General features: G+C 52.5%; 7 protein-coding genes and 1 tRNA gene. 5 read left to right on the top strand and 3 right to left on the bottom strand.

The features are described 5' to 3' along the window. Window positions 1–2: 2 nt before the first annotated feature. On the top strand, window positions 3–1,028 hold the full coding sequence (locus tag SFW65_08225; GenBank protein ID MDX1923097.1) for an agmatine deiminase family protein: 1,026 nt from the start codon (window positions 3–5) through the stop codon (window positions 1,026–1,028). After that, window positions 1,025–1,879 (top strand): N-carbamoylputrescine amidase, encoded by an 855-nt coding sequence (gene aguB / locus SFW65_08220; protein MDX1923096.1) that lies wholly within the window; start codon window positions 1,025–1,027, stop codon window positions 1,877–1,879. The genes SFW65_08225 and aguB overlap by 4 nt, the downstream gene beginning before the upstream one ends. Here aguB and hemF read toward each other — a convergent pair whose 3' ends face one another. Both hemF and SFW65_08210 read right to left on the bottom strand, forming a co-directional pair. After that, window positions 1,880–2,821: an oxygen-dependent coproporphyrinogen oxidase gene (gene hemF / locus SFW65_08215; GenBank protein MDX1923095.1), complete on the bottom strand. Its 942-nt coding sequence runs from the start codon at window positions 2,819–2,821 to the stop codon at window positions 1,880–1,882. After that, window positions 2,821–3,282: a tRNA (cytidine(34)-2'-O)-methyltransferase gene (locus tag SFW65_08210; protein ID MDX1923094.1), complete on the bottom strand. Its 462-nt coding sequence runs from the start codon at window positions 3,280–3,282 to the stop codon at window positions 2,821–2,823. The genes hemF and SFW65_08210 overlap by 1 nt, the downstream gene beginning before the upstream one ends. 175 nt (window positions 3,283–3,457) lie before the next feature. Here SFW65_08210 and SFW65_08205 point away from each other — a divergent pair, with 175 nt between their 5' ends. The 3 genes from SFW65_08205 to SFW65_08195 all read left to right on the top strand — a co-directional run bounded on the left by SFW65_08205 (window position 3,458) and on the right by SFW65_08195 (window position 9,537). Then, on the top strand, window positions 3,458–6,877 hold the full coding sequence (locus SFW65_08205) for a phosphoenolpyruvate carboxylase (protein ID MDX1923093.1): 3,420 nt from the start codon (window positions 3,458–3,460) through the stop codon (window positions 6,875–6,877). A gap of 209 nt (window positions 6,878–7,086) precedes the next feature. Then, window positions 7,087–9,327, top strand: a complete 2,241-nt coding sequence (locus SFW65_08200; GenBank protein ID MDX1923092.1) for a hypothetical protein — start codon at window positions 7,087–7,089, stop codon at window positions 9,325–9,327. Window positions 9,328–9,461: 134 nt separating this feature from the next. Continuing rightward, window positions 9,462–9,537 (top strand) — tRNA-Lys (locus tag SFW65_08195). Window positions 9,538–9,874: 337 nt separating this feature from the next. On the opposite strand, the gene SFW65_08190 is transcribed toward SFW65_08195, so the two are convergent. Beyond that, window positions 9,875–17,005 (bottom strand): MBG domain-containing protein, encoded by a 7,131-nt coding sequence (locus SFW65_08190; GenBank protein MDX1923091.1) that lies wholly within the window; start codon window positions 17,003–17,005, stop codon window positions 9,875–9,877. Between the last annotated feature and the right edge of the window lie 23 nt (window positions 17,006–17,028).

Raw genomic sequence — 17,028 nt, 5'->3', positions numbered from 1 at the left:
GAATGATGATGAAGCCACTACCACTCATCCCTGCCGAATGGGCGCCGCAGCGCGCCATATGGACCGCATGGCCAGCAAACCATGATGAATGGAACGGTGATTTAGCGTCGCCGCGCGCAGACGTTGCTGCGATGGTTCATGCGCTTGCGCCCACGAACAAGGTGCGTGTGCTGGTGAATACATCCATGGGCGGTGAAGACGCGATGAACAGCGCGCGCGAAAAAATTGGCGATGTTGCGGAATTAATTCCAGCCAAATATGGCGATATATGGTTGCGTGATACGGGGCCAATTTTTGCACAAAGCGGCGCTGGGCAAATTGCATTGCGCTTTAAAACCAATAGCTGGGGCGGTAAATATGATTTGCCCGATGATGCAACAGTAGGTGATCGTATTGCAGAATTAGCCAATAAACCAGCGGCGCATTTTGATTTTGTATTGGAAGGCGGCGCAGTCGATCACGACGGGCAGGGCACCGTGCTTACCACCGCGCAAACGATTTTGAACCCCAACCGCAATGGCTGGACCAAACAGCAAGCAGAAACCGAATTGGCGCGTGCGCTTGGCGCAAAAAAAATCATCTGGATTGATGAGGGGTTATTGAACGACCATACCGATGGGCATATCGATAATATTGCGCGGTTTGTTGCGCCGGGGCGCGTAGTATGCCAAGCGCCAGTTGGCGATAATGACCCCAATGCCGAAACATTGAACCATATTGCCAGAACATTGGAGAACGCAACCGATGCGTTGGGCAAGAAGCTGGAGGTGATCCGCATTCCAAGCCCCGGGCTTTATTACGATAAGCTGGGCGAAATTTCACCTGCATCCCATATGAACTTCATCATCGGCAATGGCGTGGTGGTTGTACCTGTTTATGGTACGCAGACTGAAGCAGCAGCGCTTCAAGAATTGCAAAAAATGTTCCCAACCCGTAAAGTGATTGGCGTATCGTCCAAGGGATTATTGGGCAGCGATGGGTCGGGCGGTGGTTCGTTCCATTGCATCACCCAGCAGGAGCCGTTATGAGCAAGGTAACTGTCGCAGCATTGCAAACGCAGTATGGCAATGATATGCGCGCCAATATCGCGGCCACTGAAAAACTGGTACGTGAAGCTGCCAAACAAGGCGCGCAGATTATTTTGCCATCTGAGCTGTTTCAGGGAATTTATTTCTGCACGCAGCAAAATCCCAAATGGTTTGAAACGGCATTCGCCGCAAACGAACATCCATGCGTCGTCGCGCTGGCAAAATTGGCAGCAGAATTAAAAGTCGTTATTCCTATTTCATTCTTCGAAAAAGATGGCCCGCGTTATTACAACAGCGTGGCAATCGCCGATGCGGATGGCAGCATTTTGGGTGTTTACCGCAAAAGCCATATCCCCGATGGCCCCGGATATATGGAGAAATATTATTTCCGCCCGGGCGATACCGGATTTAAAGCATGGAAAACAAAATTCGCTACCATTGGCGTTGGCATTTGCTGGGACCAATGGTACCCCGAATGCGCACGCGCGATGATGGTGCAGGGCGCAGAATTATTATTCTATCCAACCGCCATCGGTTCAGAACCCTATGATGCAGCATTGGATACGCATGCGCCATGGCAACGCGCGATGCAGGGCCACGCAGTGAGCAATGCCGTACCGGTCATTGCATCCAACCGCATTGGCCTTGAAGATAATGATGGCGTAAAACAACACTTTTACGGGCATTCATTCATTGCTGATAACGCAGGAACTCTGGTGAAGGAATTCGGCAAGACCGAAACCGGTGTTCTGGTTCAGGAATTCGATTTGAAGTTGATTGAAAGCTACCGCGCGGATTGGGGTTTTTTCCGCGATCGCCGCACGGATTTATACGAAAAAAGTTTTAAGTAATTAAATCCACTTCGCGTCGGGCGGCAGGCTCATCAAAATGGCTTCGGTGTTACCGCCGGTCATCAGGCCAAATTTTGTGCCGCGGTCATAAACCAGATTAAATTCCACATACCTTCCGCGCCGGATGCTTTGCTGCTGTTTATCTTCGGGTGTAAACGCATCATACATGTGGCGGCGCACCAGTTTTGGATAAATATCCAGAAACGCCAACCCTACATCCTGCGTGAATTTGAAATCCGCATCCCAATTGCCGCTATCGTGATAATCGTAGAAAATGCCGCCCACGCCGCGCGGTTCGTTGCGGTGTTTGTTGAAGAAATATTCATCCGCCCATGCTTTATATTTTTCATAATAATCGGGTGAATGTGCATCGCATGCGTGTTTCAGCCGTGCATGGAACGCCGTGGTATCCGCATCATTCGGGATGTTCGGATTTAAATCGGAGCCGCCGCCAAACCAGCCGCGTGTGGTGACGATGTGGCGGGTATTCATATGCACGGGCGGCACATGCGGGTTGGTGGGATGCAGCACAAGGCTGATGCCACTGGCCCAGAATGCGCCGGTTTCGGCGGCGCCTGGAATTTGTTTGCGGAATTCCGGCGAGAAATGCCCATAGGTTGTGGAAATATTCACGCCGCCCTTTTCAAAGACGCGGCCACGTAATTGACCCATAACCCCGCCGCCGCCCGGAAGATTATCAGGCGTTTCACGTTCCCATGATTTTTTAATAAAGCGCGCTGGTTCATTCGCCATTCGCTCTGTTCCATCTGGCGATGGAACAACCGCTCGGGCGGAAGAAGCATATTCTGCTTCAATCTTTTCTAATTCAGCGCAGATCCTATCACGCAATTCTTTAAACCATGCGGCGGCGCGTTCTTTTTGTTCCTGTGTTGGGAAGGTATGCACAGCAGCGGTGATGGGTTGGATGCGGGACGTTTCCATTACATATTTCTCGTTTGTCGTAAGGCTTCGCTAAGTACAATCGCGGCGGACATGCCTACATTTAAAGAACGCAGGCCTTTTTGCAACGGGATAACCACGCGGGCATCGGCGATGGCATGCACGTCATCAGGCACACCTGCGCTTTCGCGGCCCAGAAGCAGGATGTCCGATGGTTCGAATTTAAACTCGGTATAGGGCGCGGAGGATTTTGTAGTCAGGAGCACCAAGCGTTGGCCTTTGCTGGCGTTAAGAAACGCGTCCCAATCCTTGTGGCGGGTCATGTTCACAAAATTAATATAATCCATCGCCACGCGTTTAACCTTTGCGTCATCCCATACAAAGCCAAAGGGTTCGATAAGGTGCAACGGCACGCCAAAACATGCGCAAAGCCGCATGATTGCCCCGCAATTCTGCGGCATATCGGGCTGATACAAGGCAATGGAGGGGCGAATTGAATTCATACTCATTTAGTCAAGTTTTTGGGCGAATTCCCCATATTTTGCAACTGCAAAATAACGCTCTTTAGTTGCAAGGTTTAGCCGTTAAGCTTTCCGGGCAATAAGGTTGGCCGGTTTGAAGTGGAAGCATTTTTTAACGCCAAATTCAGTGTCTGATTTTTTAAAGGAATAACCCATCGTGCTCGACGGAATTAGTAATGAAGATCTGCGCTCCTATTACCAAGCGCGCACCGCCAAGGCATTCATTGCCCCTATCTTGCAGCATCTGGTTCCAGAAGAAGATGCCGATCTTATCCCTGATCTTGAAGTGATCGCGGATGAATTGATCACACCGGTCATCGACAGCAGTGTCTATAGCGCGCATGAATTCGCCGATGCGAATTTTCTGAATACACTCTACGGCATGGAAAAAGCCGTGGAAGCACGCCGCCACGGTGTGTTCGACAGTGTATTCCAGAAATACAAGAACGAACCCGCGCGCCTGCGCCGCGTGATGGAACATGTGGTATTCATCGGGCAGGTTATCAAAGTCGCCGCGCCCCACAGCCATGACAATGTGGTGGAAGATGCCCGCCCAGAACGTGACCGCGCATTTGATTTTATTGTGCAGCATGGACGCGGCACGGCCGATTTTTCAACCATCATCCCTGAAGGATTGGAGCATTATCTAAGCGAAATCATCCGTATTGGCGAGATCACCAACGGCGCGGAAATGCGCGCGGCACTGGCGACGCCCGTGATCACATCCGTTTCCACATCGCACCCCACACGGTACACGACCAGCGCATTCACCGATGCGCGCCGTGTGTTCGCCTTGGCGCAGCGCGAAATGACCCGCCGCGTGAATGCGGGTGAAACCCATTTGCTGCTTGATTACATGAACGGACGCGGCGAAGCGTTCGAAGCGTTGCAGCGCATGAAGGAAGCCGATCTGACGTTCAAGGATGACGACGGCAATCTGGCGAATTTGACGCCGCTTGGGGAGATTATGGCGTCGCTTGCGGATATTACCGATGACTTCACCCGTAACATCGACGAGATCTATCGCAAGAACGATAACGCGATGCAGCGTTTATCGGATGCGAAAATACTGCCCTATGAATATGACGCGCAGGAACGCCTGCTGACCGAGCTTAGTTTGCGTTTCGCCACATGGGTGATGGGCGATAAGGATGGCAACAACAACATTCGTTCCGAGCATTTATTGCTTGCCACGGCGCTGTTCCGTCATAAGGCTTCGGAATTGTATGCGCAGCAATTAAATGACAGTGGTTTGGTGGTGGATGGCGCGCCAGATGGCGGTACATGGAATGATTATCTGGCCGCTAAAAACGCAGAAATGGCCGATATCATCGAGCCATTGTTAAAGCGCATTGCAGGTGCAGGTAATGGCGTTGATCTGCCCTTATCACGCGAAGAATATGAAGGCGCGTTGACTGCAATTAAAAATGTCTATGCATTTGATGGCGGCAATATCAACGAAGTGAATGCGAAGTTCCAACAATCGCTTACTGCCGCGTATCACACAACCCAAGGCGCACAGCAAAAAGCCGCGCTATCGCTTATCCGTAAATCGAAAATGCTAGGCCTTGGGCTTTTGAATTTCCATTTGCGCGAAACCGCAGAAGTGTATGAGCCGGTGATGGCCACCTTGTTGAATGGCAATGAAACACTGTTCGGTTACAAAATCGAGGATTATGCCGGTTTGGAAGATGCGCAAAAACTTGCCTTGCTGAATAGTGCGCTGGGCAAGGGCGGTGATGTACTGGGTAAACTGAAAACCGATTTCTTTGCGCGGTTGAAGAGCGAAGGTAAGACCGCAGATACGATGCGCAATTACAGCAAACACGACGCAGATGTCATCACGCTGCACACGCTGCAACGCTTTGAAGTAGGGGGGATGCAGGATGGGCTGATCACCGACCACGTATTGGCAGAATGCCAGGGCGCATTGCAAATGATGGAGACATTGTTGGTTTCCAAAATGACCGGCGTGAATATGGTTATTGTACCGTTGCTCGAAGATATTGAAACGCTGACACAGGCGGTGCCCATTTTCGAAGATGTGTTCAAGCAGCGCGCATGGCGTGACCATATGTGGGAAATGGCGCAAGGTGACCCAACCCGCATCGTGAATCTGCTGAAAATCCAGTTCGCGCACAGCGATTGCATGCGCCGTGGCGGTTTGCCCCGCGCACGCAGCAATATTTATGACCAGGCCAATTTGCTGGTGCCGGGTATGAAGGAATTATTCCCCAAAATTCTGCAAGCTTATGTGCGCGATGGGCGTATTCAAGCCAAGGATGTTTCGGGTATTTTAAAACAAATGAACGAACGCCCAACCGCCTATCATGTGCGCCAGTTCCATGGCGGCAGCAAAAGCGATACGGCGCGTGGCGGCGTGCGTTCCACGACCGCATTCAACAAGGACGCGAACTTGGCCGATTGGATGGAGGACACGCATCAAGGCGGCGATAATCCCGAATTGCGTCTATGCGAACGCTTCCAGCGTTTGCAGACAACATTGGTGGCGCGCAACGCGTTGGAGCTGGTTAAAAAATCGAAGGGCAATGGCGCATCGTGGAATTACGGGCGCGAACACGCATTGAATGATGCGATCGACAATTCCATTGAGGATTATCTGGAAAACCATTATGGCGCACAAAACCAATTGGGCAAAGCCATGGGCGAAGTTGGCTTTTATGATGTGAACCATACGTTGAATAATCCCGGTTCACGCCAAGGCCGTAGTGAAACCGGCGGTATCAAAGCCGTTTATCCGAACACCAAACCGGTTGCGCCCGGCGATATGCGCACGATTGGCTTTACGACGACGGGATTGGATATGGGGGTTGGCTTTGCCGTATTGCCAATGCGCAATATGGCGAAATACATCAACCAGCTATATGGCACGCGCCCTGATCTGCGCGCTGAATTATTGCGTGATGCGCAGCAGGCATTTGGCGATGATGTGGTGATCTTCGAGAACGATGCCTTAACGCCAAAAGGCCTGCAAACATTGTATAAAGTATCGCCTATTTACCGCGCGGCGGTTGCCGATTTCCCCGCGTTTGGTGTGGCGATCAGCAATGTGCAGTTCACTGTCGATTTATTGAAGCAACGCGAGGAGCGCGGCGCGCCAAAGGTAAGCATTGAGACGATGGATTACTTCACCAAGAGTTTGCCGTTGGATATTGTGGGCGCGGCCGTTCCGTATTTGCAGGCCAAGGGCGTTGAAATTCCCGAAGGCTTCATCAGCAAGGATGAATTAGCAAACCCAAACCCCGAAACATGCAGCAAGTTATCTTTCCTTATCCGCAAGATCACCATGCAGCATATCGATGAACAAATGGGCATGGGCGCACGCATGCAGGACTTTTCGCGCATCGCGCGGGAAACGCTGTATATCAAGGCGATGGAAACGCCGGACCAGCCGTATAGCAAGGATGCGGAATATATGTTCCGCTTGGCGGGTATTGCGCGCGGGCTTTCAGGACATCAGATTTATGATGGCGCATCCGACCACTCCATGGGTGTGCGCCGCGTTGAAAAACGTGCGCAGCGCGAGCATTGGGCGCCTGCATTGGCGGCAGCATAATATTGTATTAAGGGGCGTTAAGAAATGCCCGTAATATCAGGGTATTGGCGCAATTTTACGCACATAAAGGTGTTGTTTAGGCTTAAAGGGCATACTGATACCCTTATGGATAAAAAAACGCTTTTTTGCCCTCCTCATTTATGATTAGCTTTGTTCCATAAGGTTCACGACGTATTTCAAACTGATCTATTCATTTAGGAAATTTCATTATGGTTGATACTGTTTCTTCTGCTGTGTCCGTTTCCGATGAAAGTGCGTTTTCGCTTGGCCATGTGCTCGTCATTCGTGACTGGAGCCAGTCATCCTATGGAAATCGCATCCCGCTAAACCATGAAAAGCTGGATTTGTTTTATGATTTAGTGGGTCAATTCAACCAAGCCGGCCCTGCAAAAATCACTGCGATCGAGGGTCCAAGCGGCGCACAGCCACAACGCGATGTGATGCTTGGCCGTCCACCGTTGGAATCGATTGTGCATATGGATAAGAAATTACCACCCGATGTGGAAATGCGTTTGTTGGTGCGCGGCCCGTTTGCCGTGGGTTTGGAAGCTTTGCACGAAGATGATCTGACCTATGTTCTGGAAACCATGGCGCAAAAAGCCGGCGCACAGAATAAGGGTGATGTTAAGGGCCGCCCAGTGGTGTTCCGTTTATTCGAAGCACAAAATAACCCCGAAGAATACGCCGCCACCTTGCGGATTTTAACCGCGATGCGCGCTAAGGGATATAATGTCAGCTGCGAGCTAGCTATTTGCTATACGGCAGATGACAGTTTTACCTCAGAACATTATCGCCATCTGTTCGAACGCGCATTGATCGCACAAGCCGTTGACCCCGATGTGATCAGCCGTATCAGTATCAAGGATATGATCGGCCAATTGAATGACAAGCCCGGCGAAGTGAAGGACGGCAACGCCTATTCGGTGACCAACGTGTTGTTGATGATCGCCGAACAGTTCAAAGAAAAATATAACCGCGTTTTGGAAATTGGCATTCACACTCACCAGACCGATGACGCGCTGGGCGCGAATACCATGGCTGCTGCTGCGGCTGTTAGCCATATCAAGCATAATGAAGGCCGTGAAGCTGCGATCAGCCGTTTAACTTTGGATAGTATTCCAGGTGGACGCGGATTTGCCGATACCAAGGCATTGATGGTGCAGGCTGCGAAATTCGGCTATGGCGCCATGCCAAGCGAAGCGCAGCTGGAAATTCTTGATCGTATGGAAGGTGTAATTGCCAAGCTGGAGCGTGCCTACCGCGCGGATAGCAATATTTTTACTGGCGAAGAATTGCGCTATGCGCGCTTGCCGGGCGGCGCGGTGCCATCGGCGATGGTGTATGCAATTAACCCGCTTGCCCAAAGTTTCATGGCTAAGGGGCTGGCCGAAACCGAAAGTGCAGCAATGATGATGGCGGCGCGCGCATTTCTTGATGTGAACCGTCGGCTGTCGATTGATTTTGGTAATGCCAGCTCGGTCACGCCTGGCGCACTCTATCTGACCCTTTGTTCGAAAGTGGTTATCGAAGCGATGTTGGAACGTGGCTTCTTCAAGCGCATGAAATCCATGGGACTTGATCTGACCAAGCGTTTTTCACAGCACGGCTTATTGACCGGATTGCTGGATGATATCCGCGATTATTATGATGCCTTGCGGGATATGCCGGATAAACGACCAACGGCCTATTTCCGCGGACAAATGCCGCAGGAAGTGGACCCCCGATTACTAAAGCATATTTGTTATAACTATCTGTCGGGCTTGTTGCCTGAAGCCTATGCGCAAAGCGCATTAAAAGATGTGGTTCCAGAGCGCTCCTACCTTGCGGTGCGCCGTCATTTGCTCAGCGACCCGGCCGATAAAAGCAAAGCACGCGCATTCCTTCGCCGCGCAAAAGTTCCGGCTGATAAAATCGAAGCCTTTGTTGAAGCGCATATCGGTAAAGCCGAAGCCCGCCGCGATCTCGCCAAGAAGCCATTATTGGCAGTAGCGCGCAGCGCTGTGAAATCGGTTGAAGGCGTAACCGTAAGTGAAGAGGAAGCAGTGTTTGCAACCCTCATCAGCGGTAATTTGGGCATGGGCAGACCCACGACCGATGCGGTGCGTATGATGTGCACGCCGCGCACCACACATCCTTATGAATACCTTGATAGTCTTGATGTAACCATGTTCTCAGGGGCGCAGCGCCGTTGGCTTGAAGCTGCCCGCGTACAGGCAGAAAAATATAAAGTGCGTAGCTTGTCGGACTTGGCGAGAAAAGCTCCCGAGGCCCATGCTGAATTGATGCGCGCCCGAAGCCAAGGCTGGATGGCGGGGTTGACCCAGCGTGCAGCCAATGATGGCGAACCAACTAGTATATGGGGATCGGCAACGCGTCCGAAAACAAACGGGAACGGTAATGGGCATGTCGCAAAGCCCGCAGACCCGCATCCAGGTAGTGGCAGCAATTAACCCATAATAAAAACGCGGTTTTAGCATCTGTTGTGGCCCAGAATGATGGCTAGACATTCATACTGTACCTTGCTAAATCACTGCCTTCGAAAAACATGGCGCTGAAACCTGGCTTCATGTTTTACCCATGGTGCGGGCGATTAGCTCAGTTGGTAGAGCAGTTGACTCTTAATCAATAGGTCGTAGGTTCGAATCCTACATCGCCCACCATTCTCAAATCTTCATCGAACCTACAGCATTGTTTTGTTTGCTTCGCAAACGGGGTTCGAATCCACCATCGCCCACCATTCTCAAATCTTCATCGAACCTACGGCATTGTTTTGTTTGCTTCGCAAACGGGGTTCGAATCCACCATCGCCCACCATTATATCGACGCGATGCGTCTGCGGTTCCCGCAACCCGCCCTGCTTTTAGACTGACTACTCTGTGCCCAATTTAAAAATGTGGTCACAACCGTGACTGCACCATTTTCCGCCATTCACTCTGCGCTTGCCGCTTCGCGGGTGGCGCAACCGTTCGGGCGGGTTTTAAGACCGACCACTAAAATTTAGTATTTGATGAAAACGGGTGCTTCGCCAAGTGCAGCAGCCAGTGCAGGTGAAATGCGCAGCCATGCGCCTTGTGAATCTGTTGGTACTTCAGACGCAGAGACATTCGGGTTATTGCTTGTTGTGCTGGTTTGGCTTTGGGTTGTCGTTGTCGTCGGACTGTTTGGCTCGGTTGTATGCACGGCTGTTGGCATGTTCAAGGTCGGGTCTTGCGATACGCGCGTCACGGTTACGGGGATGTCATTGCTGATGATATTGAATAATGCAGAAGTGTAATCGAGCGTATAGTTAGCGCTGTTAGAGGCTAGTGTATGTTTGGTGATACGGTAGGAGCCGACCATGGTTCCGCTTTCGCGTGATAATGCACCCGTTAATACGTTGCCTAGGATGTCGCCATTTGCCAGACCCGATACCGAATAGGTGAGCGCAGGATCAACCGCGCCGTAAACCTTGGTGATGCTGTTGGCCGCGACATAGAGCGTCGCCGGTGTGATAGCGAATGTGCTGCTTACAAAGTTGAGGTGATAGTTGTTGCCTGCACTCAGCGTGCCTTGGGAGACAGCATAGCTGTTCACGGCTTCACCGATCGCGCGGGAGAGTGCCCCGGTGAATGCGATATTCGTTCCACCCGACATGGTGTAGGTAAGTGTTGGATCATTGGTGCCATATACTTTGCTCAGCGCATTGGCGGTGATGTTCAGTGTTGCCGGTGTGATGGATAGATTATTTCCGGTATAGGTGATCGTATAATTGCTGCCAGCTGTAAGTGTGTTCTGGTTGATGGCATATGGTCCACCTGTCACGGTTTCACCAGCCGCGCGCGATAATGCACCAGTGAATACCGATGCGGTATCGCCGTTCGTCAAGCCGGAATAGGTGTAAGTGAGTGCAGGATCAGCCGCGCCATAGGTCTTGGTTTTTGCAGCAGCCGTCACTGTCAGGGCTGCAGGTGTGATGGACAGATTATCGGATACATAGGTAATCGTATAATTGCTGCCAGCTGAAAGTGTGTTCTGGTTGATGGAGTATGGACCACCTGCCACGCTTTCACCAGCCGTGCGCGCAATCGTACCTGTCAAGCTATCGCTGCCATAGAGCGAGCCGCTTGTTAATTGATAGGTCAGGCTTGGATCGGCTGCGCCATAGGTTTTGGTTTTTGCATCAGCGGTAATGGTGATAGGACGCGGTGTGACGGTGAATGCGCTTGCGTTATTCGCATAGCTAAAACCATAACCCAATACCGATGAAAGCGAGCCAAGACCGTAGTTGATATTATAGGTGCCGATATTCGAACCCGCTATATAACTGCTGCTGCCGGTCAATGATCCTGTCAACGTATCGGCGCTGGAATCCGAACCCAGATATCCCGTTGCTGTGTACGCATAGCCGCTCAAATTCGGTGCTGCTGCGCCATAGACGATACTGCTGAGCGCATTCGGGGTGATCGTCAGTAGAGGTGTGGTGGTATAGAGAAGACCGTTACCTGTTCCAGGGAAAGATGGGCATGAACCGCCATAGGTGCAGCTGAAGCGGCGGAATGAATTGCTGAGGCCGCCAATCGTATCATTTGAAGGATTGGTTGAATATACCAGCCATCTGCCGGATGGAGTGACAAGCGCACCTGATCCCGCATTATTGATGAAGTTCCTGCCCGCCGCCAATTTGATTGCGTCGCCGCTGCCGCTTGCGGTGATGACTTTCGCTGCGGCAATGGTTAGATCTGCTGCGACACCTGTTGTGCGGGCTATCACGCTGGAGGCGGTGATGTTTGGTAGTGTCAAGCCGTTGGTGGTTGTTACAGATACGGCATCGAGCGCCTGTGTGCTTCCCACATTCCCGCCGAAATTCACGGTGCCGGCATTGATGGTCAGATTACAATTTCCCGAACATCCGGCGATCGGACTGAATGAACTATTTGTACCGGTGTTGGCATAGGTCACGATGACATCGCCGCCCGATGTTGTGATGGTTCCGCCCACCACCAATGCTTGCGCAGTCGTGCCTGTGTAACGGATGATGACAGCACCATTTGTGCCTGCCGTTCCGCTACCTACGGCAGTACCACCCACCCCTAGATTGTTGCCATAGCTATAGAATGTCGCTCTGCCTGCTGCGATGGTCGCTGCGCCGCCGCCGGTGCTTACCGCGTTGGCGGAACCCGCATTACCCAGCGTGATCGTGGCGGAGACATTGCCGGGATTCGAATAATTGCTGCCGCCATTGCTGAAGGCTGCCGGTGTCGATACGGCAATACCGGTTTGTCCGGCGCCGCCCAAGAAGCCACCACCGCCACCGCCACCACCGCCACCATCACCCGAATAGCTTTGTCCAACGCCGCCCGATGTCGTGCCAGTATTGGAGGTTTGCGTTCCGCCACCTGCGCCGCCAACACTTTTTGCAAAGCCTTCATTACCGCCGCCACCGCCCGCGCCACCGCCAGCGACCACGTAATAGGTTCCGCCGATATAAATTCCTGAGAATCCGCCACCGCCGCCACCGCCACCACTGGTACCCGATGCACCCGCTGCACCGCCAGAGCCGCCGCCATTCACACCGCCTGCACCACCTGCAGCTGATGAAAGCGAATTTGTACCACCAGCGCCGCCGCCGCCAACCGCAACGGTATAAACAGCGCCAGCCGACACATTCACGACCGCATCAACTGCAGCGCCGCTGCCGCCGCCAGAGCCTCGTGTTGCAGCATCCATGCCACCACCACCACCGCCCGCGCCAACTGCCAGAACGCTGAAGGTGCTATAGGATGGTGCGGATCCGTCAATCGTGCTCGCAAAAGTGAGTGTGCCGGTTCCAAGCGTCAGACTGAGCGGAGCTGCCATGGTGACAGCCTGATTAAAATTAATATTGCCGCCGCCACTATTCACCGAAGTGTCCGCGCCAACAATTATGCCATTGGTACCCGTAAAGGTAATCGCGCCGCCCGTGCTGTTGATCGCGGCCGATGCGGTTGCAAGATACAGCGAACTTCCTGCATTGAACGTGATGGCACCATTGGTGCTGGAAATTGTGGATGCAGCATTGCTGACGATGAATGCGCCGCTGGTCAGGCTCAGCGCGCCGCCGCTGAGCGTTGTTGAAAGACTGCCGCTGACTTGCAAACTTGAACTTGCGCCAGATGTGTTGACGCTAAGCGATGCAGCGGTAATCGCAGGTAATGTGAGAGAGCTTGTGGTGGTGATGCTGGTTGCGCCCAGCGCCGAGGTTGCGCCCCATGCCGATGAAAGCGTTGCAGACCCTGCGCTGACCGTTATGGCCACACCGTTCACGGCGCCAGTGAAGGTCGCGCTAGATGTGCCAGGATTGACCGTAAGGGTTTCGGTAACGCCGCCTGCCGTATCGGTGATGGTGCTGCCAAACGTGATTGCCTGATTGGTTGTGGAAACATTGATGCTCGTAGCTTCCGCGATAATGACCGGATTGCTGAATGTGATGGTTGATGCCGTGCTTGTTACGTTGTTCTGTAGTGTCGTTGTTGTGTTATTGGCAAAGAGCACAGATGACGTTGAATTCAAAATGCGATTGAGTGTGAAGGCATTGAATCCTTGGATACTGACCGCGCCGAATGTCGCGCCTTGACGCACAAGATTTGTGGTTGTGACCGTTAAGCTTGGCCGTGTGCCATTAATTCCCGACAGGAAAGTGAGCGCGCCTGTACCCACGCTAAGGTTGCCATTGATCGTAAGGTTGCCCGTGCCAGCTGTTGAACCGTTTGCAGCGGTCATGCTGAGGGCGCCTGTGGCGCTGGTTGTCAGGGTGTTTGCGGGGCTTAAGGTCAGATCGCGATTTGAAAGAAGTGTGATGTTGCCGCTGCTGTTAATGTCGCGCGAGATCGTGGTATCGAGAAAACCCTGAATGGACACTGTGCCAAAAGTTGCGCCTTGACGGACAAGGTTGCTTGTCGTCGCGGTCCAGCTTGGCCGCGTGCCATTCACACCAGATAATAGTGTTAAAGCGCCGGTGCCAACACTGAGATTACCATTGAGGTTCAGATTTCCTGTGCCGTTTACGCTGTTACCGGCAGCGGTGAGTGTGAGCGCGCCTGCGGCGCCCGTTGTAATCGTTTTCGTTGCGGCAAGGGTGATGTCACGCGTGAATGCAGCACTGATATTGCCGCTACTGGTGATGTTTTGATTGATGGTAAGGTCGCGGCCTGTTCCGGTATAGCTGGTAATCGGCGTTGTGCCACCAACAGCCCCGTTGAAGATTGTTGCACCATTGGTAGAGCTTGTGGTCAAACCACCTGCGCCATCGATGGTGCTGGCGAAGGTTAGTGTGCCTGAACCGGATGTCACACTCAAATTCGCGGCAAGCGTAACAGCGTTATTGATATTGACCGCGCCATTTGCAGAATTAATCGTGAAGGCATTATTGATTAAAATGCCGTTGGTGGCATTCAAGGTGATCGCCCCCGCATTGGTCGTGATGGTTCCGGTAGATGCTGTTGTAATCTGATTTCCTGCTGTCAGGGTGAGGGTGCGACCTGCCGTCGTGAAATTCATATTATCGCCCTGAAAATCAAGGGTGATGTTATTCGACGATTGCAAGCTGATATTTGCGGATTGCGATAAGCGTTGTAAATAACGGGTTGTAAAGACGCTGTACCCATCAACCGCATCGCCTTTCTGCACGCTTGCGGTTGCCTGCGCAACTTCAGTTGCGCCACTACCCGGAGGAAGAAGTGCAACATTCCATTTTCCGGATATGTACTGGTTCAACAGCGTCTGTTCGTTCGCGGATACAGCTTTGTTATAGGCAAAAACATCACCAAGTTTTCCTGTAAAGAAATACGAGCCAACATTATTACCAATCGTCGGCGTTGTGCCCCATGCGACGGTGTTCGTCGTGGTCGAGAAAAGAGCTTGTCCGTTGATATAGTCGCGCCAGTCATTCGCCGCAGAGATGACCCCATACACATTGGCTGTCGTCAATGCCGGAACAGGATTTGCAGCGGTCTTTCTGAGATTGGAGCCGAATGAATCGTATACAACGCCGTCCGTCCAGACATAGTGGGATTGAATGCCGGTGCCCCAATTACCAAAAGGCATACCTGTCTGGCTTCCGGTACCCGGCGGATCGGCCGCATTGATCGCGCTGAAAAAACCGCTGCCCGCTGTTGCGCCTGACATGAGGTTCGGGAGATTGAGGTAGGAGCTGCCAGAGTAATTCGTGGTCCCGATTGAATTAAACCCATTGCTTATCCATAGCGGCATGTTCGCGGCCGTTGCCTGCGTCGCGTTATTACCCAGACCGCTTTTATCAGTCATTTGTGATACGTAGCCGGCATAGACCACTGCGTTTGTGTATGTCGCGGTGAGTGCGCTGGAGAATGTGATAGTGGTGCCGGAAATGGAGCTGATGGTGTAGGTGTCTGTGCCAAGCGTGGAGGCGGCTGTTACGCTGCCGGCAGCGCCAAGGCGAAGGCGTTGGCCGACCTGAAGTGTAGAAGCGATGTTAGCGCTTGTGGTGATGGTTGTTGCGCCGGATGTGCCGTTCGCGGTTAGGCATGAACTTGCACAGCTATTCGCGCCTGCTGTGGTCAGTGCGCTGTAGGTGAGATTGACATTGGCGGTATCGCTTGAATCCACCCATAGTTTCAAGCTGGCGGAAAGCGCGCCGGTTGAACCTGTGATGACCGTTGCGTAGTTCGGTGCGAAGTTCCCGTAGATGGTGATGTTGGTCGGGTCAAGGAAATAGGTGCCCCGTGAACCGTTGCTGCTGGTGAGATCAACATAGCCGCCAGCGTCCAGATGTCCGTGGCCGGATGTTTCGATGAAGCCGCCATCACCGGCATTGCCGCCCGCAATCGCATTCCATGTGGTGGCATGAATGCCTTTGCCGCCCAGTGCACGCGCATAGACATTGCCGTAGAATTGTGTCGTGCCATCCGACCAGAAGATGGTTCGGCCTGCATCGCCGCTATTCAGGGCATCATTCAACACCAACACATCCTTATCGACGTAAAGGTTCAGCGCGGTGGGTGTATGACCGCCGCCCAGATAATCACCGCCGATGCGGATATCCCCGCCGGCTGCACCGATGCGCATGGAAGAAATTGCTTTGCCAAGTGTTGTTCCGGATAATCCATCGCTGCCCGATGCATCGATGCGGGTGCCAGCCAATAAGCCGATATTATCACCCGTTACCTGAATGCTGCCGCCATGTTCACTTGCATTGCGGCCCGATGCGTCGAGAATGCCAGAGACGAGGACAGTGCTATGGCCTTGTTTGGTTGTCTTGTTGCTGCCTTGGGCTGCGATGATAATCTTGCCATTATGTTCGCGGATGCTGGGCGCAGCCAGTTCGCCATGCACGGTTATCAAACTGTTGACGATGTCTTTTCCGGCGGCGGCGGTCAGCGCGATGGTTCCGCCAGGGGCAGCAATCACACCGCTATTGCTGACGAGTTGTGATTTGACTTTGTCCGAAACCGCAACCTTGATCAGATCATCGCCGTATAAATCCACCGTCGCCGTATCGCCGGATGCGAGTGCTACACGGCCAAGGCGAGCATAAATGATGCCACGATTGATGACATTTGGTGCAACAAGCCCGACAAGTCCTGCATCTTTGGCGGTGATAAGGCCATCATTTATAATCGCTGCATCAGGGTTTCCGGCTTCATCGAAATTTAGGATGCCGGTATTGTTCATGAACGCGTTATTGCTGATATTCGCCGTACTGGCGATGAGGCCGTTGACATCGACGCGTGCATTGGGTCCGAACCACACGCCATTCGGATTTACAACAACCAGATTACCATTCGCAGTCAGATTGCCGTCGATGAAGCTCGGCGCGTTACTGCTCACGCGGTTCAATGTCATGGACGAAGAGGATGGCTGAACAAAGCGCGTGGTTTCACCCTTCGCGATATCAAAGCCGCGCCAGTCGATGACGGCTTTATCGGTTGTTTGGGTGACTGTGAGGGTATTTCCAGCAGAGCTGATATTGGCGCTGCCCGCACTTACCGTTCCATTAACCGGATTGGCGAGCAATGGCATTGTCTGCATGGCAAAGAATGCAAACGACACGAGACAGCACAATGCCTTTTTGCCCGTGCGCAACATACGGGCGAATTCAGTTTTTGGCAGTGATCTCAAACGAAAATCGGTCATCGCTGAACGTGTTTCGTATGCGC

The organism is Alphaproteobacteria bacterium, assembly GCA_033762625.1.
Lineage (GTDB): Bacteria > Pseudomonadota > Alphaproteobacteria > UBA9219 > RGZA01 > RGZA01.
The sequence above is the reverse complement of the archived record's forward strand: the minus strand, read 5'-3'. Positions and strand labels throughout refer to the sequence as shown.

Excerpts from the sequence above, each read along its gene's own strand:
- SFW65_08225 (MDX1923097.1), top strand. The coding sequence starts at position 3 with ATGATGATGAAGCCACTACCACTCATCCCTGCCGAATGGGCGCCGCAG.
- hemF (MDX1923095.1), bottom strand. The coding sequence starts at position 2,821 with ATGGAAACGTCCCGCATCCAACCCATCACCGCTGCTGTGCATACCTTC.
- SFW65_08200 (MDX1923092.1), top strand. The coding sequence starts at position 7,087 with ATGGTTGATACTGTTTCTTCTGCTGTGTCCGTTTCCGATGAAAGTGCG.
- SFW65_08210 (MDX1923094.1), bottom strand. The coding sequence starts at position 3,282 with ATGAATTCAATTCGCCCCTCCATTGCCTTGTATCAGCCCGATATGCCG.
- aguB (MDX1923096.1), top strand. The coding sequence starts at position 1,025 with ATGAGCAAGGTAACTGTCGCAGCATTGCAAACGCAGTATGGCAATGAT.
- SFW65_08190 (MDX1923091.1), bottom strand. The coding sequence starts at position 17,005 with ATGACCGATTTTCGTTTGAGATCACTGCCAAAAACTGAATTCGCCCGT.